This window comes from Pseudomonas sp. GW822-FHT04H02, assembly GCF_058800645.1.
Window position 1 is genome coordinate 132,010 of sequence record NZ_JBXAMM010000004.1, and the last position, 16,466, is coordinate 148,475.

The window sequence follows — 16,466 nt, forward strand, 5'->3', positions numbered from 1 at the left end:
GAATGGGTAAAGACCAAGCCAGGTGCAGAAAGCCTCGAGCACCGCCCGAGTTGCGCACCCTTGGGTGAAAATGGCGAGGGAGGTTAACAGCTATAACCAGAAAGACGTACATCAAGCGCCTGTGGAGTTCGCCCAGTACAGATGACCTCGCCATCCATGAACCGGTAAAGAGTCATAGATACTGGGCGAACGCTGTAACGCTATGCCCTCGCAATGACATGTTCAACTGTCAGCAATACGCGCCTCCCCGCCCCCTCAGCCGGCGTAGTGGGTGAAGGCCCCGGCAAAGGCTCGGCGCCCTGCCCGCAATTCGGTACGCAGCTCGCCAATCAGATTGGAAATGTCGCGCACGCTGGTGAGTTCGGCAGTGGAGACACCGGTGAGCAGCAAGTCCACCCGGCCCGACTCTGCATCGTAGATCTTGATGGTCAGGGAGCCGTTGGGGTTCAGGGCGCAGGCGCAGGACAGCGGGAGAAAGCCGGACTCCAATATGTGGCAAAGCTCGCTGGTAGAGAGCATGGCTTCTCGCCTGTATGGGGGAGGTGAAGTTCGCCCGTTCAGGATAGGCCTGTATACGCTTTTGTGTATCAGAAAAAACACAGAGAAATGTTAACTACCCCGCAGTTATCGAATGCCTGCGCAATGCCTCAGCGCTTCGAAATGATGAAGGCTTGTGCATGGCCGGGCTGTTTTTTTTCGTGGCGACTCTGTAGTTTCCACAACATGAACCCGATCCCCCGGCCTGGCCTCGCAGCGATTATTACCCCCTTCATCAGCAAGGTGGGCTAGCGGCCGTCCAGGCTGTCAAAAACCCGCCTCGGAGGCGGGGTTGACCACCACTCTTCTGAGGCAACTACCCCAGGAGAAAACCATGAAGCACTCATCACCCGCCGTACTGCATTTACTGTGCGGCAAGATCGCCTCGGGCAAGTCCACCCTGGCCAGGCAGCTGGCAGAGGCGCACGGCAGCGTCCTGATCTCTGAAGACCAGTGGCTGGCAGGCCTGTATCCGGAGCAGATTCATTCGATCGCCGACTACCTGCTCCACGCCCAGCGCCTGGCAAGTGTGCTGGAACCGCTGGTGATCGCCATGTTGCGCGCTGGAACCTGTGTCGTCCTGGACTTTCCCGCCAATACCGTCGCCCAGCGAACCTGGCTGCGAGCGCTGGCGGACCAGGCCGGCACCCCTCATCAATTGCATGTACTGGATGTGGATGAAGCCCAGTGCAAGGCAAGGCTGCGCGAGCGCAATCGTCTGGGCGATCACCCGTTTGCCGCCAGCGACGAGCAGTTCGAACGGATTAGCCGCTACTTCGTGCCGCCTCAGGAGGAGGAAGGGCTGCACATCGTCCGGCACTAGGCGTATCGGCAGTCACGGTCGGGTGAGCCAGGTGCCCGATCGTGAATCCTGTGCATCCAGCCCATGGGAAAAAGCGGCCCGTGACAAATTCCAGGCAAAAAAAAGCCCAAGTAGCTGATGGACACTTGGGGCTAAAAATGCATAAACCGTGGTAGGTGAACGCAGGGCTATAGTAACGGAATCGTACATTCTGTAACAACATATTTTGAGAAAAAAACCACAAATAAAATCACCTAAGTCATTAAATATCCACACTTTTTTTGAGTCTTTGGATTTCAGGACAGATTTCTGGAAGGCCTCCATCAGTGTTGGAGCCGCGAAAAAAAGGTGCCAGCCATGCACCTGCAATGCTTCGTGAAGCATTCAACAAAATAGCGTTGAAAATTCACAGAATCGCAACAGACAGATAACAGCAGCCACCTTAAATTGCCGGCACCCGTCCGAATGGAATGTGCCGGTATGAATGAATTTCTTGATGCCCTGCCCTTGCTGCTCTGCCTGACGACCTTCGCCTGGTGCTGCTGGGGCTAGAACCAGCCCGACCTCCGACCGCGACCACCGCCCGCCCCTTCCCGCCCTGCCCCTCTGGATATGCCTGGCAAAGCCTTACACCGGCTCGGCGAGCCTGTGGGCGCTGAACAAGGCCTGCCCGATAGCCCGGGCCCTTTGCAGATTGGCGGCTTGGGCGCCGGACTCCGACTCGTACAGCAACTGCGACGTCAGCACACTGGCCCCGCAGTAATCGAAGATCCCGTGATCAATCTGAGCCTGCATCGCTTCGAGGTAACGGTGACGCTCATAGGTACCGGCATCAGCCCCAGCCACCCCCACCAGATGCACCCGAAGGCGCCCCAGCTTTTTCACCAACCTGGCATCGGCCTGGAAATCAAACGCCCAGCCATTGCTGAACACCCGGTCGATCCACCCCTTGAGCAGCGCTGGCATGGACCACCAGTAGACCGGATAGACCAGTACCAGAGCATCAGCGCGATCGATCCGGGCCTGCTCGGCGAGAACGTCCACAGGAGGGGTGACCTGGGTTCTGTGTACCGCAATATCTGCGGCGCCGAAGCGCGGCTCGAAGCCTTCGCTCCAGAGATCGGCAATCTCGAAGGAGTGCTCCGCAGACTCGGCCAGGCCTTCGGCAATCTGCCGGGCAAGGCTGTGGGTCAGGGACCTGGGGTCGTGATGGGCAAAGACAAGAAGTGCGTGCATGGCGACTACTCCCACAAGCGCATTGCGCTGATTGCAGAGGGTTTATATACTTTTAGTAAATTACGAACAATAACCTACCTTTGGTATATAAGCATGTCAAGCCGCCAGAACACCGATGCCTCACCGCGCCGTCGCCTGACACGGGAACAGCGCCTGCAGCAGTTGATGGGCGTGGCCTGGCAGATAGTTCGCGAACAAGGCACCGAGGCCCTGACACTGGGGCACCTGGCAGAACAGGCCGGTGTCACCAAACCCGTGGTCTACGATCATTTCGACACTCGGGCGGTACTCCTGGCGGCCCTCTACCAGGACTACGATCAGCGTCAGACCGCACTCATGGAGCAGGCGCTGGAGACCGCCAGCCCCACGCTGGCGGCTCGCGCCGATGTGATTGCCGCGTCCTATATGGATTGTGTGCAACGCCAGGGCCGCGAAATCCCTGGGGTGATCGCCGCCCTGGCCAGCTCGCCAGAGCTGGAACAGACCAAGCGTGAATACGAGGCCACCTTCCTGGAAACCTGTCGAGGTGCCCTTGAGCCCTTCGCGAACGGCGCCGTGATAGGCACCGCGGGCCTGCGGGCCATGCTCGGCGCCGCCGAAGCGCTGTCCCATGCCGCCACACTGGGAGAGATCAGCTTCGGCCAAGCCCAGGAAGAGCTCTGCGACACCATCGTGGCCATGATCGAAAGAGCCCGCGCCAGGCAACGCACGCCGGCATCCGGCGCTTCCCGTTAATTGTGAACCGACTCTTGAAAACACGCCCCGAAGGGGTACCGCAAGGACGCTGCAATGCTATTGACCCAACTGGAACTGCTGGACGAACTGCTGCAACGCTATCGCGGCGAGCTGGGCAAGGATTTCACCGGCTATCGCAACCATGTGTACCGGGTCATCAACTTCTGCCACCTGCTTACAGGCACTGATGCCCTGCAGTTGCAGAAACTCTCCATTGCCGGAGCCTTTCATGATCTGGGGATCTGGACCGCCGGGACCTTCGACTACCTGCCACCCTCGTTACACCTGGCCGAAGCCTATCTGGAGGAAATCGGCAGGCTGGAATGGGCAGCCGAGGTGCTGCCAATGATTGAACTGCACCACAAGATCACCCCTACTGCCGCGCAGCCGGATAGCCTGGTGGAAGGCTTCCGCCGCGCCGACTGGATTGATGTCTCCCTGGGCATGCTGAGCTTCGGTCTATCGCGCCAGGATCGGCGTCGAGTGTTTGCCGCATTTCCCGATGCCGGCTTTCATCTGCGCCTGGTTCAATTGTCCGCCAGACGGCTGTTGACCCGTCCCTGGAACCCCCTTCCCATGCTGCGTCTGTAGACCTGTAGCAGAAGCCTCCACTCGGAACGCGTAGACTGCAGCGATCCCAGGCAAAACCGGCCGCGTATCCACGGCCGCCATCAATGAGAACACCCATGCCGCCCCACCCGCCAACCGGCCCCCTCGCCCCCACGGGCTTGCCATCCCAGGCCCCACAATCCGTAGCCCAGGCGCTTGCCCCGGACGCCATCGGGATCAACCCCGATGCCAGCCAGGTGCTCTCGGTGTTCGATTTCGACGGCACCCTGACCCGCCATGACAGCTTCGTACCCTTTCTCAGGTTTGCCTTTGGCCACCGCCAGTTCAACCGGCGGATACTCGGCCTGGCCCTGCCCAGCCTGAGGTTCCTGGTGCGCCGGGTCGATCGCGACCAGCTCAAGACGCAACTGATCAGCACCTTCCTCACAGGCGTCGAGGCCGCCTGGCTCCAGCAGCGGGCAGAAGCTTTCTGCCAGCAGGCCTGGAACCGACTGATGCGCCCGGCGGGCCTGCAGGCGGTGGCCCAGGAGCTGCGCTCAGGCGCCCTGGTAACCCTGTGCTCTGCCTCCCCGGCCCTGGTCCTGCAACCTTTCGCCACACGCCTGGGGATCAGCTTGATCGGCACCGAACTGGAGGTGGTCGACGGCATACTGAGCGGGCGTATCACCGGCAACAATTGCCGTTGCCAGAACAAGGTCCTGCGCCTGGAAAGCGTCTACGGTCCGCTGAACCAGTATCGGCTCCGGGCCTGGGGCGATACCCGCGGCGACCGTGAGCTGCTGGCTGCAGCCCAGGACGCCCACTGGCGGCACTTTCACCCTTCCTGGCGGCGCGGGCAGCGAGCACGCTGAGACACCGGCCAGCCTGCGGGCGATAACGCCCTGGCAGCCACCAGCCAGAATCTGCTGGCTACCCCAGAACCTGGCCGTCGCACAGCAACCCGCCGCACCCGCGGCATCGAACCAGGCGCCAGGGCTCAGTCAGCCGTAGCCCCCAGGCGCTGGCGCATGCTGGCACTGGCCGCGGGCCCGGCTTGCACCGTGCACGCCTGCAATGCCACCAACCGGCCGCTGGCGACCTCCGCCATCACAGGCTGTACCGCAAGCCCGGTTTCCCGCTCGACAAGTTGCACGCTCTCACCTTCGGGAGCGTAGTGACGATTGCCCCAGGCCACGAAAGCCATGAGCACCACGCGAAAGTCCTCGCCCTTGGCCGTGGGCACATATTGATAGCGCAGAGGGCGCTGGCTGTAGGCCTCACGCACGAGCAACCCATCCTCCACCAGGGAATTGAGACGCCGGGTCAGCATGTTCGGGGCGATCTCCAGGCTGCGGGCAAACTCGTCGAAGCGCCGCAAGCCATGCAAGGCATCGCGCATGATCAAGATGCTCCACCACTCCCCCACCCGCTCCAGGCCTCGGGCGATCGGACACTCGGCTTCAATCAGACTCTTTCGTTGCATGGCTGGCTCCTGCACTGCACCTCGGTAATTATGGATTCGGATGTTACTTTCATGATGATAGTATCGTCCACGTTTCGTTGTTCCCCAATCACGTACGCTGAAGGAGCAGGATCCGCATGAGCAAACGCATCGTAGTCACCGGCATGGGCGCAATCACGCCACTGGGTTGTGGAGTCGAACAGGTATGGCGGCGCCTGCTGGCAGGCCAGTCCGGCATCCGCTCGTTACCGGAAGAACTCATCGGCGAGCTGTCGACCACCATCGGCGGCCAGGTGCCCGACTCGCTCCAGGACCCGGAGGCCGGCTTCGACCCGGACCAACTGCTGGCCCCCAAGGAACAGCGCAAGATGGATCGCTTCATCCTCTTCGCCCTGGCCGCGGCCGAGGAGGCCCTGGCCCAGGCCGGCTGGAAGCCGGATACCGCAGAAGCCCAGGAACGCACGGCCACCATCATCGCCTCCGGGGTGGGCGGCTTCCCGGCCATCGCCGAAGCGGTGCGCACCACCGACAGCAAGGGCCCGCGCCGCCTGTCGCCGTTCACCATTCCCTCGTTCCTGAGCAACATGGCCGCCGGGCACGTGTCGATCCGCCATGGTCTCAAGGGCCCCCTGGGCGCGCCGGTGACCGCCTGTGCCGCCGGGGTCCAGGCGATTGGCGATGCCGCGCGGATGATCCGCGCCGGGGAAATCGACATCGCAGTGTGTGGCGGTGCAGAAGCAGCCATCCACCGGGTCAGCCTGGGCGGCTTCGCCGCAGCCCGCGCCTTGTCCAGCGAATTCAACGACACCCCGGAACGCGCTTCCCGCCCGTTCGACCAGGCTCGGGATGGTTTTGTCATGGGTGAAGGCGCCGGCCTGCTGGTCATCGAGGAACTGGAACATGCCCTGGCCCGCGGCGCCCGGCCCATCGCCGAGCTGGTGGGCTACGGCACCAGCGCCGACGCCTACCACATGACGGCCGGCCCGGAAGACGGCGACGGCGCCCGTCGCGCCATGCAGCAGGCCCTGCGCCAGGCCGGTATCCAGGCATCCCAGGTGCAGCACCTCAATGCCCACGCCACCTCCACCCCCGTGGGTGACAAAGGCGAGCTGGCTGCTATCAGAACGGTGTTCGGCACCGACAGTGGACTGGCCATCAGCGCCACCAAATCCGCCACTGGCCACCTGCTGGGTGCGGCCGGAGGAATCGAGGCGATCTTCACCATCCTCGCCCTGCGCGATCAGATCGCCCCGGCCACCCTCAACCTGGAAAACCCGGACAGCGCCGCCGCAGGGCTGGACCTGGTCAGGGGGCAGGCTCGCCAACTGGCCATGCAATACGCACTGTCCAATGGCTTCGGCTTTGGCGGGGTGAATGCCAGCGTGCTGTTCAAACGCTGGGAATAGCCCTTCGGGCCAGGGCTCCCTGCCGGGGTTTGAGTTGCGATTGGCTGAAACCCCGGCAGCCCCATCAGTTCAACACGTCATTCAGCACTTCGTAGATGACCCCGCTGGCAATGGCCACCAGGATCAGGTCCGTACCGGCCTGCCGCCACTCATACCCCTCATAGCGTGGCAGTTGCCCGAGCAGCCGGCTGTCCAGCTTCTTGGCGATGCCTGGTGGAAGGGGCTTGCCACGGGCCAGGTTCTTCTGGATACCGGGAGGCAACGCCGGTCCCGGGCTCCAGTAATCACGGTGCCCACCCAAGATGCCGAGCACGTTGCCACGATCGATGCTCGGGCCATGGCTCCAATCGTCAGCAGCAGGTTTCTTGCCCTTGCCGTGGCCCTCCCGGTTGCCCTGGCCACGATCATCCTGGGCGTCCTGCTTGGAATGGCCTTGCCCCTTGCCCCCGCCCGGATCGGCCAGAGCCAGGGGGGAAGCCGCAGCCAGGAACAGGCAGGCAAGAACGGTAACAAGCGGACGCGATGTGTGCATGGTGGTTCTCCTCAGGCAGCGATTGCCAGAATCAACTCTAGACGGCCTTTCTATCCTGGGGTCGTCCCCGCCCCTGAGCACGGATCGGCCCGCCCACTCACCTGCCCGTTCAGCCCAGCTGAACCTCGAGAGTCAAAGGCTGCAACTGTGCTGGTATTCAAAGGGAAACATCAGCGTATCCACCACCCCGGAAAACGGCGCATCCAGCGCCAGAAACGGCCAGAGCACGCCGTTGTTTTCCTTTGCCAGGGCCCAGTCCATGCGCACGCCGATATAGGGACAGGTGTAGGGAGTGGTTCGGGTCATCAATGCCGTGCACCCGCTCAGCCCCAGGGTCAGCACCAGCCACAACAGACTACGCAACACGTAACGTCCTTATTACTTGCATCGGCAAGCACCATGGGTGCTGCATGACCAACGCTTCAGAGATCGAGATCAAGCCTTGTAGTCGCAATGGATCTGCAGGCTTTCGGTAGGGTTGCGATGAATCTGAAAACCGCACTGCCCCAGGGTGGCCTTGACCTCCTCCACTACCGCCGAGTAACGCGCCTTGCGCTGTTCCTGGCGGGCCGGCGAGGTAAACACACCCAAGGGCAGAAAGCGCAAGCGCTTGCCATCGAGGACGATGGACACGTCGACATGAGTGCCGTCCACGTCATGGCCATTGGAGCCGAAAATATCCTCCAGTTCCTGCTTTCGCCGCGGGTAACACAGGCAGAAAAGCCGGATGCCCAGCCAGCGCGACAGGGTTCTGAAAAACCCCAGGCAACTGCTGTTGGGTTCGTAACCCCGGGTTACCAGCAGTTGCACGGAGCGAGGCAATCTCGACTGGACCTCAAGCAGTTGGGCAAAGACCCGGGCATCTATCGAGACCTCTGAAGACGGCCAGCGTGGCCCTATCCTCAAGCTCTGGTGATCACCCTTTTTCAAAATCAGCATGCAGATCAAATCTGGTTTCCAGGCGGACCAGAATGGTACACAGAGCGGCCCCTGAGCGCTGGAAAATCGCCGTACAAAAAACCCGCTCACTGGCGCAACTCACCCCTTTTCTCCCCGTGACAGCCCACCGACGGTTTAGTTAAACTGCTAGTGGCTCATAGCCATTACCCTTCATCACAGTGACCGCAGGGGCTGTATGTACGACTTAACGAATCTGGTCATTGTCGATAGCCGCTTCGGCTTGAACGTCTTGCAGGTCACCGCGGACCTGGTTGCCGGCGCACTGGAAGAACTGCTGCAAAGTTGCGCAAGCGGCGCGAACATCACCCAGAAACTGGATTACTCCATCCTGAGCATCTACCAGGACAAGCTTGAAGCGGCCATCCGCGATATGAGCCTCCCGGTCCTCCCCATGCTCAGTGCTGCCGACAGCCTTTGCTGACAAGCCGCCAACAGGGGATGGCCGGGCTGAGGTTTCCTGGCAACGCCTGAGCAAACCCTTTACATTGCCCGCCGCCCCCCCTCTTGATTAAGGACAGATCAACATGAAGCTTGTTTACGCCCTCTCACTTGCAGCGCTGGCCCTGGTTGGATGCGACAAGAAACCCGAGCCGGTGGCAACCGGCCAGGCAGGCGCTGCCGCCCAGTGCTTCAAGGACACCGATTGCAAGGGTGATCGGATCTGCGAGACCGGCAAGTGTGTATCGCCACAGGCGGCTCCTGCCCTCGGCGAGCGCCCCGCCCCGACAGTCGCCACCCAACCGGCCCCAGAAGCGCCCCGGGTCAGCTACGTACCACTGATCATCAGCGGCGACGACATCGGTGGCGTATTCACCACCAGCACCCGCGAAATGGGCGGTTCGGCCATCAACTATGTATCCCGCGCCGGTGTCGTCAACGTGATGGACTACGTGGTTGAAGACCCGGACCTCACAGGATACGTCGCCGTCGAGAAAGCCTATGCCTTCGGTGGCAAGTATCTGCTGGTGGTCTCCACCGGAGAAGGTGGCGCCAGCTGCCCCGCCACCACCTACGCCTTCACCTTTGACAGTGCCTCGGAATCGGTGACCGGCAAGATGGAAATCAACAACTGCTCGGAGCTGGTCGAAAGCCTGGCCGATGGCAACAAGCTGATCGTCAAGAAAGAAGACGTGCAGCACGTTTTCTACAATGGCGATGTGAAGTAGGACCTGCACGGCTGGCTGGCCAACCTGGTGCGCTGAGGGGGCTGCTCGCCCCCTCTCAGCGCCGGAGCGCGTACGTCAGCCAGCACTCGCTTTCGATAGCGAGCGACCTGTTACAGACATCACCCTGGGAATGTTTAGGAAATTCCCGCATGGGCAGCCCATTTCGTCATGTCTTGAAGGGATATGTTCCCACCACAGACGACAAGGCCAATAACCGCGTCGGCAGGCAGCCTGGGCGCGGTGGCAATGACCGCGGGCACAAGCGCGCCAGAAGCCAGCTCAACCCATTGCCTTGCCCCTTGCGCAAAGGACAACATGCCCTTGATCGCCTCTTCGTCAGGGACCACAACCATGTCTTCGACATAGTGACGAGCGTGGGCAAACATCAGCTCGTCGATGATCGGAACGCCAAGGGTGGAGACGATCGAACTGACGTCGATATCCACCGGCCTGCCCGCCTGCAAGGCCTGGCTCATGGAGTGTGCGCCGGCGGTCTCTACGCCCCAGATCCGGATCCCGGGCTTGATTGCCTTCAAGGCCGTGGCCACTCCCGCCAGCATCGCCCCGCCGCCGACCGCGACAAACACGTCGGTCAGGGACGGGCAGTCGGCAATGAACTCAAGGGCCAGTGTTCCATGCCCCTCGGCAATCAGCGTGTCGGCGCAATCGTCGATCACCACATAGCCCTCTGCCTCCAGGGTCTTGGCCCGGGCAAAGGCAGCATGCACATCCGGTTCGACAATGACCGTACTGCCGGAGGCGCGAATGCGCTCGACCGACGAAGACGGCGCGCTCTCGGGCATGATCACCGTCACCCTGGCGCCGAAGCGCTTGGCCGCCTCGCCGATGGCAATGCCGAAGTTACCCCCACTGACGGCGACGAAGTGGCTATCGCCCAGGCCCTCCTGCAACGCCGAGAACTTGTTGAGTACCCCGCGGGCCTTGAATGAACCACCGGCCTGCAGGTTTTCAAGCTTGAGAAAGACAGGTCGTTCAACCATGCCTGCCAGCATTGAACTTTCCACCGTCGGCGTACGAACTACCGATCCATCTATCCGCTGCGCTGCTGCAACGATGGATTTGAAATCAATCAGCTGAGTCATCTGGGGCCAATATCCTTGGTCTGAATGTGTGCAGGACTCCCAACGTCCGTGCCTGGCCAGCTTCGCCAGCCGCGATGAACGCTACAGGACAAACCGGGGAATGCGCCACCTATTCAAGAGTTAGGGACAGCCGATGAGCAACCTGGAGTAGCTCTGGATCATCGCTGCAAAAACAGCGTCGCCCAGTGGTAGGCTAGCGGCCCTCCACCACCAGGAAGCCTTCCCAGTGACGCCCATCATCTGCGCCAACGAGTTCGACATCTGTGTTTCCATGCCCGACTTCGTCACCTGGGCGCAGGACGAGCCTGTTCCCAACGCCGATCTGGCGGCGGCATTGAACACCCTGGGAATCGCTCTCGACATTCGCAAGCTGTACACCAGCTACTTCGACGAAACCCCGGTTGGCGCTGGCGACGTCCACATTTATCCGGGTACCGAAAGTGCAAGCCTACTGGTCATCGATCTCTACCGAGACCCCACCGACCAACTGGATATCGTCAGTATTTCGTTGAAGATAGAACCTCTGCTGCTGCCCTTGGCCCTGCCTCATCTACGAGGTTTTTTTGATGCTGCCGAGTGCCAGGTCGCCTTCAGGCAGTCCAGCCATTCACAGCAGTTGCGCGCGCTGATCGATGAAACCCGATACCCCGCCCCAGCCGATGAAAACGGCTATCGGCAGCAGCTGATTGCCCATCTTTGAAGAACCGGCCACAGGCGCTTCGACACCTGCCGATCAGGCCCAAGGCAGAAGCAGGCCCGACCTGGGCCGGGCCTGCCATTGGCAACTAGCTCAAGGGCATTCGCAGGTGGACGGACCGAATACCGGGCCGCTGCACGGATCTTCGGACGGGCCGAACACCGGGCAAGAAGCCTGGGCCGTCAGGGTGAAGCCCCACAGCAGCAATACCGCCAACATCACTTTTTTCATTTGCGACCTCCTGGTCAGTCATCCAGTCACCCATGCCCCCTGACGAGGGCACGGACATTCATCAAGGGCATTCGCAGACCGTAGGCCCGAGCACCGGGCCAGCGCACGGATCCTCTCCCGGCCCCAGCACCGCGCAGTCGGCTTGCGCCGTCAGCGAAAACATCCACAACAGCAGCGAAGCCGCCAGCATTTTCCTTTTCAACCTGACCTCCTTGGTCGAGACCTCGATAGTGTTCTGTGCCCTGCTCCGTCACCAGAGGCGGACACAGGCCCCCTGTATGGCATGACGCAGGCTCAGTCCGCGCGCCCTGCCGCCGGGCCCGAGACAGCAAAGACCACTGCCGGCGATTGCGCCAGTGTGGCGTGTTGTCGCGCCTGTATGGCCGGCGAAAATCAGCGCACGGCGACTCTTCAGCACAACCTTGCACTGGCCATGCCGATATTTTTCAGATTATCTTTTGCCGAAAATCCAGGAACACAAGGAATCTGTGTCATGCCTTCACTCAAGCTCGTATGCCTTGCCCTCACGGTTCTGACCATCAGCGCCTGTGCCATCCCAACAGCCAAGACCGAACCCAACGACGTCGAGATCGCCGCCCAGAAACTGGTGGGGCAGCCGGCCAAGAATGCGTTTCAACTGTTCGGCAGGCCCGACCAGGGCATGGGGCCTTCTTCCTACGGCAGTGGAGGTTTCTACCTGTGGAACCGGGTGCAGACCCATACCACGCCAGAGAAGGTCTTCGTGCAGACCGGCGTCGAGTACGTCGGCCAGAAGGAGACCTGGGTAGGCATTGGCGGTGGCGGAGTCGGCGGCATGATGCCGGTGGGGAGCGAAGCGGTCTATCGCAAGACCGGGTATGAGGAAAACCGGACAGTGCTCGATTACTTCTGCAGCATCACCCTGTACACCGATAGCCAGAACATCATCACCGATGCCAGCGTAATCGACTGCAACAGCAAGAAGTGATCGGGTGATCCAGCTAAACAGGGCCGCCACCCAGTCTTGTGCACCCAGGGTTCACCCCGGGTGGCCGGCCCGCGTCCCTTAGCTGATATCATTCGGCAACTTACCCGCCGAGTCGCACACATGAATCGCCGCAAGAAAATCAACCAACTGCTGAAGGCCAACGCCAAGAAGGCCAGCGCCAAACTGGCACCGAAGAAGAAGTGCACCTACATCAGCAAGGCCGATCGCTTGAAGCTGGCGGCTGAAGCCGTTCAAGACCCGATCATCGCACCCGAAAGCTGATCCAGCCCCCCCCAACAGCCTTGGCCGCCGTAGCACACTGCCCCCCTCCCTGAGCGGCCCTGGCCTTTACCTGAATCACCCTGCCCCCTCGGGCCTGAGCGCTCCATCGACCTCCTGCGGCCTGCCCTGGGAAGCTGCCCGCCGCAGTTTCCGCGGCTCTGCTCGATAGCGGCAATACGCCATTAGCACATTTGCCCTAATCGACCCACGACGCCCGGCGCACCTATATTTCTACCCTTGAGCGGCCCACCTGCTGCCACGAACAAAAAACTCGAGGAGCGCCCTCTGGTCATGGCAGCCACTCACCAGAGTCCGCCCTGCCCGTCGCCCGATACAGCCCCTGAGCTTGGCCACTCACTGTCTTGCCAACGGACTGAGTTGATTTTTCTTCACCCGCAAGCACCGCCTCCAGGTGCCCACCACAGCAAAGGATTGTTGCCCTATGCTCACCTCCCTCAGACCCTGGCTGCCCGCCTTGCTGCTGTGCAGCCCGCTGGCTGCACAAGCGGAAAGTGCCCCGGCCGGCGACTTCTGGATGATTCATCACCAGGGCAGCCTCAACAAGAACGAAGCCTTCATCGTCGACGGTGAACCTTCCAACATCTTCCTGCGCAAGGGCGGTGTCCGTTCGCTGGGCGTCTATCAGCTCTACGAAGAAGGCGGCAAGCCAACGATGACCGCGTATGACGTCGAAGTCGACTGCGCGAAGAACCGGGTGCGCCTGAACGGCGCGCAGAACTACAGCAAGTTCTTCAACGACTTGCGCCCGAAGAAGGTTTCCACTCAATGGCAAAAGCAGCCCGAGCCCTGGATAGCCCAGACCCGGGACTTCCTCTGTCATCCGGAGCAGCGCCAGGCGAAACAGATGTATCCGCTCGGCAAGATGCCTACCTCGCAGATGATTTCGGCCGCTCCGGGGCTGTTCCAGTTAATGAATCACGAGCACACCAAGACGGCCATCCTGAAGATCGTCGACCAGGCATTCGATCAGATGCCCGCCAAATGAACGCACTATTTATGGAGAACGTGCGATGAAAAGACTGCTCGCACTGGGAATAGCCGCCATCCTGCTCAGCGGATGCTCGGCCATTCCGACCCTGCCCGAAGCCCAGGCCCGCAACTACTGGAAGAACCGCCCGGTTGGCGAGGCGATCGAGCACTTTGGCGTCCCCAACCAAGTCGCCACCGCCCCCGAAAAGGACTGGGTGGTACTGATCTATAAACGCGACACCTCGTACACCTCACGCGAAGCGCTCGGCACCTACACCGGCCCACAGAACGGCCAACTGGTACACGCTGAATACTGGGGCGACGTGACCAACTCAGCCAGCTGCGAAATTCGCGTCGCCATCAACCGCGCCAGGCAAGTGGACTACCTGCTGACTCGAGGCCGATGCGCCGGCATAAAGCTCAAGCCAGAAGCCTGACCCTCCATGACCTCGACCCGGGTGGCCAGAGCCACGCTGGGTCAGAGGTCCGGGTTTGACAGAGGCAGCCTCTGAAGTGAAGAGAAGCTGCGGCCACACCGATAATGACCCAGGCAGGGTCCAACGTACCGCTCACCGGCTACCCTTCGAAAAGCGTTGTTCGCATTGGCCGTCTTATCGGGCACGACACGAGCACACTCATCACTGCTTGAGCAAATCACTCGGTTTCCAGCTCTGGTCAAAGAATGCCTGCTTGGGCCCGTAAAGCCGCACGATCACCAGGAAGCCCTTGTCCGGTACGGTCTTGATCCAGTTCTTGCCCTCGCCCGGAGATTTCGGGCCAAAGTAGATATCGGTGGAGCCGTCGCTGTTCTGCACCGGCTTATCCATCTGATTGAGAGACGGGAACGGCTGGCCGTTGTCCAGGCCCGAGGCGGTCAGGTTGTCGTAGGCGGTCACCGACCAGAACAACGCCGCAGGTACATTTGCCGGCAGGTTGAGCTTGTAGGTCTGGGCACCGTCGAGGAACTTGCCGTCGGCATCACGGGTGGTCGCGGGATACTTGGCACCGACACCGACCATGTTCATGACGCCCTCTCCCTGCCTCTACCTGCGCAGGTCGTTATGGGCCTGCGAAGTCGAATTCGCACAGCGTTCAGAGTTCGATATGTGAGGTCAATCACAGCGTATTCTTGCTCTTTGCGCATGCCATCGGACCGGCCTTCCTAAATATTGCGCTCTACCCTCAAACCATTAATATTGCTGTTCAACATCCCCTGCCAACGCCCATCAAGGATTGATACATGAAACTGTTCCGGCAGCGCTCTGCCCTACCCGCCGCGTTGCTCCTCGCTCTTTCCCTCTCCGGTTGCGTCTCCGATCTCGATTCGGGTGCCTACGGCAGCATGGACGATCCGCGCTACGCGCAGCTGTTGGACCAGGTGGACGCAGCACTCAAGGCGAACATGGCGGTGGTGCTGGTGGCGGACGTGATGCCGCACAAGTCGCTGAGCGATGCGCTGACCATGACTCAATGGACGCCGACGGTGATCTGGGAATACGAGAAGGATCCGAAGGTGACCTTCGGCCGCAAGTTCCAGACCAACGCGCTGCAGAGGCCGCCTGGCGAAACCTATCTGTTCAAGGCCTTCGAGGTGCATATCCTGCCACCAGGCAAATACTTGCTGACCGGCGGCGACGATTACCAGATCCACGGCTTGCTCGACCAGGTCGGCGCCCGCAGCGGCCCACCCGGTTCGGGCCATGGCGCCAACGGGACCGCCTACCTGTCCCCCGAGCTGTACCGCGAGTACTACAGGGAAGAGGTCTGGAAGGACGCGACCTATGGCAGCGAGACCAAGACCGAAGGTGTCTGTACCGCCGTGCTCAGGGCTTCGGGTGCCTGCGTGAGCTGGGGTGAACAGCAATATACCCAGACGACGGCGCTCTCCCCGGGCGGCTATTACCAACAGACCGATTCTCGCGACGTTCCCGCGATCAAGGTCCAGGCGCGCCTGCCGGTCGACAAGGCGCTTGCCAGTTTCACCATCCAGGGCGGCCAATTGCTGCTGGCCCCACGCATGCACCTGAAGACCCCTGGCTACAAGTACCAGCAGTCGAAGTGCCGGGCGATCGACCCGAAGAAAATCGAGTGCCCTCTCGACAACCTGACCGTCTACACCTGGCCGGCGCCCATGAGCTTTACGCAGAATCTCATCGAGCAGCGCAACCTGAGCGAGAAGCACCGGCAGTTGCTGTCCAGGCTCCAGCCCATGCAAATCACACCGCTGGGCAAGCAAGGCATGGAAGATCCCATCTGGGGCGTGCCGTTGTCACTGGCCAAGTAAGACAAGTCCGGGGGTATGGGCGTCTCATCGAATACCGTGTCGAGCATGCGCTCGGGGGCCTGTTTGCCTGAATTCGGCACGCCCCCAGTGCAGGCCGGCCGACTGCCCACTTGCCCCTCCTGGCAATTGGAATACTGCGATGAATAAACGCGTCCCCGCCCTGATTTTCTCATCCGCCTTGCTGGCCGCATGCGGCCCCAACAAAATTGTCTACGACCTGCCTTCACCCAGCGGGAAATATCATGTGCAAGTACGCCAGTGCCCGCAAAGCGGATCCATCACTTGGAGCGAGAAGCTCCAGGTCTCGGTACTGGAATCCGGCGTATCGGCAGCCTGCCAATCTGCGGTACAAGCCTTGGCTCAGTTCGACGCCAATGAGGCCGCAAGCCAGCTCCAGCTCGAATGGATTTCAGATACTGAACTCAGGGCCTGGCTGCCAGGCTTCAACCTCGACTACGGGCCATCATCGGCAACCTACAAACACGACAATCCGGTCAAGGTGACTTTCTCGCCCAAATAATGAGCGC

The 16,466-nt window shown here is 61.1% G+C and carries 23 protein-coding genes and 1 pseudogene; 14 read left to right on the forward strand and 10 right to left on the reverse strand.

Annotation, left to right across the window (positions count from 1 at the left end; genetic code table 11):
• Positions 1-255 precede the first annotated feature (255 nt).
• A complete protein-coding gene (locus AC1RMG_RS18145) occupies positions 256-519 on the reverse strand; it encodes a DUF1652 domain-containing protein (RefSeq protein WP_015635907.1) in 264 nt (87 codons plus the stop codon).
• A 352-nt stretch (positions 520-871) separates the two neighbouring features.
• On the opposite strand from AC1RMG_RS18145, the gene AC1RMG_RS18150 reads away from it, so the two are divergent.
• Entirely contained in the window at positions 872-1,360 is a 489-nt protein-coding gene (locus tag AC1RMG_RS18150) for a P-loop nucleotide/nucleoside kinase family protein (protein WP_015635908.1), read from the forward strand.
• A gap of 606 nt (positions 1,361-1,966) precedes the next feature.
• Here the strand turns inward: AC1RMG_RS18150 and AC1RMG_RS18155 are convergent.
• Positions 1,967-2,575, reverse strand: coding sequence for an NAD(P)H-dependent oxidoreductase (locus AC1RMG_RS18155; RefSeq protein ID WP_103408333.1), 609 nt, complete (start codon positions 2,573-2,575; stop codon positions 1,967-1,969).
• A 93-nt stretch (positions 2,576-2,668) separates the two neighbouring features.
• On the opposite strand from AC1RMG_RS18155, the gene AC1RMG_RS18160 reads away from it, so the two are divergent.
• The 3 genes from AC1RMG_RS18160 (at position 2,669) to AC1RMG_RS18170 (ending at position 4,731) form a co-directional block, all read left to right on the forward strand.
• Entirely contained in the window at positions 2,669-3,310 is a 642-nt protein-coding gene (locus tag AC1RMG_RS18160; RefSeq protein ID WP_493169804.1) for a TetR/AcrR family transcriptional regulator, read from the forward strand.
• A gap of 54 nt (positions 3,311-3,364) precedes the next feature.
• On the forward strand, positions 3,365-3,901 hold the full coding sequence (locus AC1RMG_RS18165) for an HD domain-containing protein (RefSeq protein ID WP_072450127.1): 537 nt from the start codon (positions 3,365-3,367) through the stop codon (positions 3,899-3,901).
• A gap of 95 nt (positions 3,902-3,996) precedes the next feature.
• A complete protein-coding gene (locus AC1RMG_RS18170; RefSeq protein ID WP_493169806.1) occupies positions 3,997-4,731 on the forward strand; it encodes an HAD family hydrolase in 735 nt (244 codons plus the stop codon).
• Positions 4,732-4,856: 125 nt separating this feature from the next.
• Here AC1RMG_RS18170 and AC1RMG_RS18175 read toward each other — a convergent pair whose 3' ends face one another.
• Positions 4,857-5,342, reverse strand: a complete 486-nt coding sequence (locus tag AC1RMG_RS18175; RefSeq protein WP_011061714.1) for a winged helix-turn-helix transcriptional regulator — start codon at positions 5,340-5,342, stop codon at positions 4,857-4,859.
• A gap of 116 nt (positions 5,343-5,458) precedes the next feature.
• Here AC1RMG_RS18175 and fabF point away from each other — a divergent pair, with 116 nt between their 5' ends.
• Positions 5,459-6,727: a beta-ketoacyl-ACP synthase II gene (gene fabF / locus AC1RMG_RS18180; RefSeq protein ID WP_011061715.1), complete on the forward strand. Its 1,269-nt coding sequence runs from the start codon at positions 5,459-5,461 to the stop codon at positions 6,725-6,727.
• Positions 6,728-6,791: 64 nt separating this feature from the next.
• Here the strand turns inward: fabF and AC1RMG_RS18185 are convergent, their stop codons facing one another.
• From AC1RMG_RS18185 to AC1RMG_RS18195, 3 genes are all read right to left on the reverse strand, one after another.
• Positions 6,792-7,259 (reverse strand): anti-virulence regulator CigR family protein, encoded by a 468-nt coding sequence (locus AC1RMG_RS18185; RefSeq protein ID WP_125063867.1) that lies wholly within the window; start codon positions 7,257-7,259, stop codon positions 6,792-6,794.
• Positions 7,260-7,391: 132 nt separating this feature from the next.
• Positions 7,392-7,625: a YceK/YidQ family lipoprotein gene (locus AC1RMG_RS18190; RefSeq protein ID WP_011061717.1), complete on the reverse strand. Its 234-nt coding sequence runs from the start codon at positions 7,623-7,625 to the stop codon at positions 7,392-7,394.
• 69 nt (positions 7,626-7,694) lie between these two features.
• Positions 7,695-8,069 (reverse strand): hypothetical protein, encoded by a 375-nt coding sequence (locus AC1RMG_RS18195; RefSeq protein WP_152686259.1) that lies wholly within the window; start codon positions 8,067-8,069, stop codon positions 7,695-7,697.
• Between the two features lie 325 nt (positions 8,070-8,394).
• On the opposite strand from AC1RMG_RS18195, the gene AC1RMG_RS18200 reads away from it, so the two are divergent.
• Both AC1RMG_RS18200 and AC1RMG_RS18205 read left to right on the forward strand, forming a co-directional pair.
• Positions 8,395-8,640: a hypothetical protein gene (locus tag AC1RMG_RS18200; RefSeq protein ID WP_493169809.1), complete on the forward strand. Its 246-nt coding sequence runs from the start codon at positions 8,395-8,397 to the stop codon at positions 8,638-8,640.
• A gap of 103 nt (positions 8,641-8,743) precedes the next feature.
• The gene (locus AC1RMG_RS18205; protein WP_015635915.1) at positions 8,744-9,385 is read left to right on the forward strand and encodes a hypothetical protein; all 642 of its coding nucleotides are present in this window, start codon (positions 8,744-8,746) and stop codon (positions 9,383-9,385) included.
• 134 nt (positions 9,386-9,519) lie between these two features.
• Here the strand turns inward: AC1RMG_RS18205 and AC1RMG_RS18210 are convergent, their stop codons facing one another.
• The gene (locus AC1RMG_RS18210) at positions 9,520-10,488 is read right to left on the reverse strand and encodes a threonine ammonia-lyase (protein ID WP_493169811.1); all 969 of its coding nucleotides are present in this window, start codon (positions 10,486-10,488) and stop codon (positions 9,520-9,522) included.
• A 226-nt stretch (positions 10,489-10,714) separates the two neighbouring features.
• On the opposite strand from AC1RMG_RS18210, the gene AC1RMG_RS18215 reads away from it, so the two are divergent.
• Positions 10,715-11,188, forward strand: a complete 474-nt coding sequence (locus AC1RMG_RS18215; RefSeq protein WP_015635917.1) for a hypothetical protein — start codon at positions 10,715-10,717, stop codon at positions 11,186-11,188.
• A 90-nt stretch (positions 11,189-11,278) separates the two neighbouring features.
• On the opposite strand, the gene AC1RMG_RS18220 is transcribed toward AC1RMG_RS18215, so the two are convergent.
• Both AC1RMG_RS18220 and AC1RMG_RS18225 read right to left on the reverse strand, forming a co-directional pair.
• On the reverse strand, positions 11,279-11,416 hold the full coding sequence (locus AC1RMG_RS18220; protein ID WP_011061723.1) for a PA0050 family protein: 138 nt from the start codon (positions 11,414-11,416) through the stop codon (positions 11,279-11,281).
• A gap of 61 nt (positions 11,417-11,477) precedes the next feature.
• Positions 11,478-11,618, reverse strand: coding sequence for a PA0050 family protein (locus AC1RMG_RS18225; RefSeq protein WP_003083582.1), 141 nt, complete (start codon positions 11,616-11,618; stop codon positions 11,478-11,480).
• Positions 11,619-11,909: 291 nt separating this feature from the next.
• On the opposite strand from AC1RMG_RS18225, the gene AC1RMG_RS18230 reads away from it, so the two are divergent.
• The 4 genes from AC1RMG_RS18230 to AC1RMG_RS18245 all read left to right on the forward strand — a co-directional run bounded on the left by AC1RMG_RS18230 (position 11,910) and on the right by AC1RMG_RS18245 (position 14,092).
• Positions 11,910-12,383 (forward strand): hypothetical protein, encoded by a 474-nt coding sequence (locus AC1RMG_RS18230; RefSeq protein WP_015635918.1) that lies wholly within the window; start codon positions 11,910-11,912, stop codon positions 12,381-12,383.
• Between the two features lie 120 nt (positions 12,384-12,503).
• Entirely contained in the window at positions 12,504-12,665 is a 162-nt protein-coding gene (locus AC1RMG_RS18235; protein ID WP_019093064.1) for a DUF2986 domain-containing protein, read from the forward strand.
• A 442-nt stretch (positions 12,666-13,107) separates the two neighbouring features.
• A complete protein-coding gene (locus AC1RMG_RS18240) occupies positions 13,108-13,671 on the forward strand; it encodes a hypothetical protein (RefSeq protein WP_011061726.1) in 564 nt (187 codons plus the stop codon).
• 25 nt (positions 13,672-13,696) lie between these two features.
• Positions 13,697-14,092 carry a hypothetical protein gene (locus tag AC1RMG_RS18245; RefSeq protein ID WP_011061727.1) on the forward strand — a complete coding sequence of 132 codons (396 nt, stop codon included), beginning with the start codon at positions 13,697-13,699 and terminating at the stop codon, positions 14,090-14,092.
• 201 nt (positions 14,093-14,293) lie between these two features.
• Here the strand turns inward: AC1RMG_RS18245 and AC1RMG_RS18250 are convergent.
• Positions 14,294-14,683 (reverse strand): annotated as a pseudogene (locus AC1RMG_RS18250) (DUF1214 domain-containing protein); the annotation flags it as partial.
• Between the two features lie 212 nt (positions 14,684-14,895).
• Here AC1RMG_RS18250 and AC1RMG_RS18255 point away from each other — a divergent pair.
• Together AC1RMG_RS18255 and AC1RMG_RS18260 are read left to right on the forward strand one after the other, a co-directional pair.
• The gene (locus tag AC1RMG_RS18255; RefSeq protein ID WP_011061732.1) at positions 14,896-15,939 is read left to right on the forward strand and encodes a hypothetical protein; all 1,044 of its coding nucleotides are present in this window, start codon (positions 14,896-14,898) and stop codon (positions 15,937-15,939) included.
• A gap of 139 nt (positions 15,940-16,078) precedes the next feature.
• Positions 16,079-16,459, forward strand: coding sequence for a hypothetical protein (locus AC1RMG_RS18260; protein WP_011061733.1), 381 nt, complete (start codon positions 16,079-16,081; stop codon positions 16,457-16,459).
• The last annotated feature ends 7 nt before the right edge of the window (positions 16,460-16,466 follow it).

Coding starts and splice junctions, on each gene's coding strand:
- AC1RMG_RS18145 (WP_015635907.1), bottom strand. CDS start 519: ATGCTCTCTACCAGCGAGCTTTGCCACATATTGGAGTCCGGCTTTCTC.
- AC1RMG_RS18150 (WP_015635908.1), top strand. CDS start 872: ATGAAGCACTCATCACCCGCCGTACTGCATTTACTGTGCGGCAAGATC.
- AC1RMG_RS18155 (WP_103408333.1), bottom strand. CDS start 2,575: ATGCACGCACTTCTTGTCTTTGCCCATCACGACCCCAGGTCCCTGACC.
- AC1RMG_RS18160 (WP_493169804.1), top strand. CDS start 2,669: ATGTCAAGCCGCCAGAACACCGATGCCTCACCGCGCCGTCGCCTGACA.
- AC1RMG_RS18165 (WP_072450127.1), top strand. CDS start 3,365: ATGCTATTGACCCAACTGGAACTGCTGGACGAACTGCTGCAACGCTAT.
- AC1RMG_RS18170 (WP_493169806.1), top strand. CDS start 3,997: ATGCCGCCCCACCCGCCAACCGGCCCCCTCGCCCCCACGGGCTTGCCA.
- AC1RMG_RS18175 (WP_011061714.1), bottom strand. CDS start 5,342: ATGCAACGAAAGAGTCTGATTGAAGCCGAGTGTCCGATCGCCCGAGGC.
- fabF (WP_011061715.1), top strand. CDS start 5,459: ATGAGCAAACGCATCGTAGTCACCGGCATGGGCGCAATCACGCCACTG.
- AC1RMG_RS18185 (WP_125063867.1), bottom strand. CDS start 7,259: ATGCACACATCGCGTCCGCTTGTTACCGTTCTTGCCTGCCTGTTCCTG.
- AC1RMG_RS18200 (WP_493169809.1), top strand. CDS start 8,395: ATGTACGACTTAACGAATCTGGTCATTGTCGATAGCCGCTTCGGCTTG.
- AC1RMG_RS18205 (WP_015635915.1), top strand. CDS start 8,744: ATGAAGCTTGTTTACGCCCTCTCACTTGCAGCGCTGGCCCTGGTTGGA.
- AC1RMG_RS18210 (WP_493169811.1), bottom strand. CDS start 10,488: ATGACTCAGCTGATTGATTTCAAATCCATCGTTGCAGCAGCGCAGCGG.
- AC1RMG_RS18220 (WP_011061723.1), bottom strand. CDS start 11,416: ATGAAAAAAGTGATGTTGGCGGTATTGCTGCTGTGGGGCTTCACCCTG.
- AC1RMG_RS18230 (WP_015635918.1), top strand. CDS start 11,910: ATGCCTTCACTCAAGCTCGTATGCCTTGCCCTCACGGTTCTGACCATC.
- AC1RMG_RS18235 (WP_019093064.1), top strand. CDS start 12,504: ATGAATCGCCGCAAGAAAATCAACCAACTGCTGAAGGCCAACGCCAAG.
- AC1RMG_RS18240 (WP_011061726.1), top strand. CDS start 13,108: ATGCTCACCTCCCTCAGACCCTGGCTGCCCGCCTTGCTGCTGTGCAGC.
- AC1RMG_RS18245 (WP_011061727.1), top strand. CDS start 13,697: ATGAAAAGACTGCTCGCACTGGGAATAGCCGCCATCCTGCTCAGCGGA.
- AC1RMG_RS18255 (WP_011061732.1), top strand. CDS start 14,896: ATGAAACTGTTCCGGCAGCGCTCTGCCCTACCCGCCGCGTTGCTCCTC.
- AC1RMG_RS18260 (WP_011061733.1), top strand. CDS start 16,079: ATGAATAAACGCGTCCCCGCCCTGATTTTCTCATCCGCCTTGCTGGCC.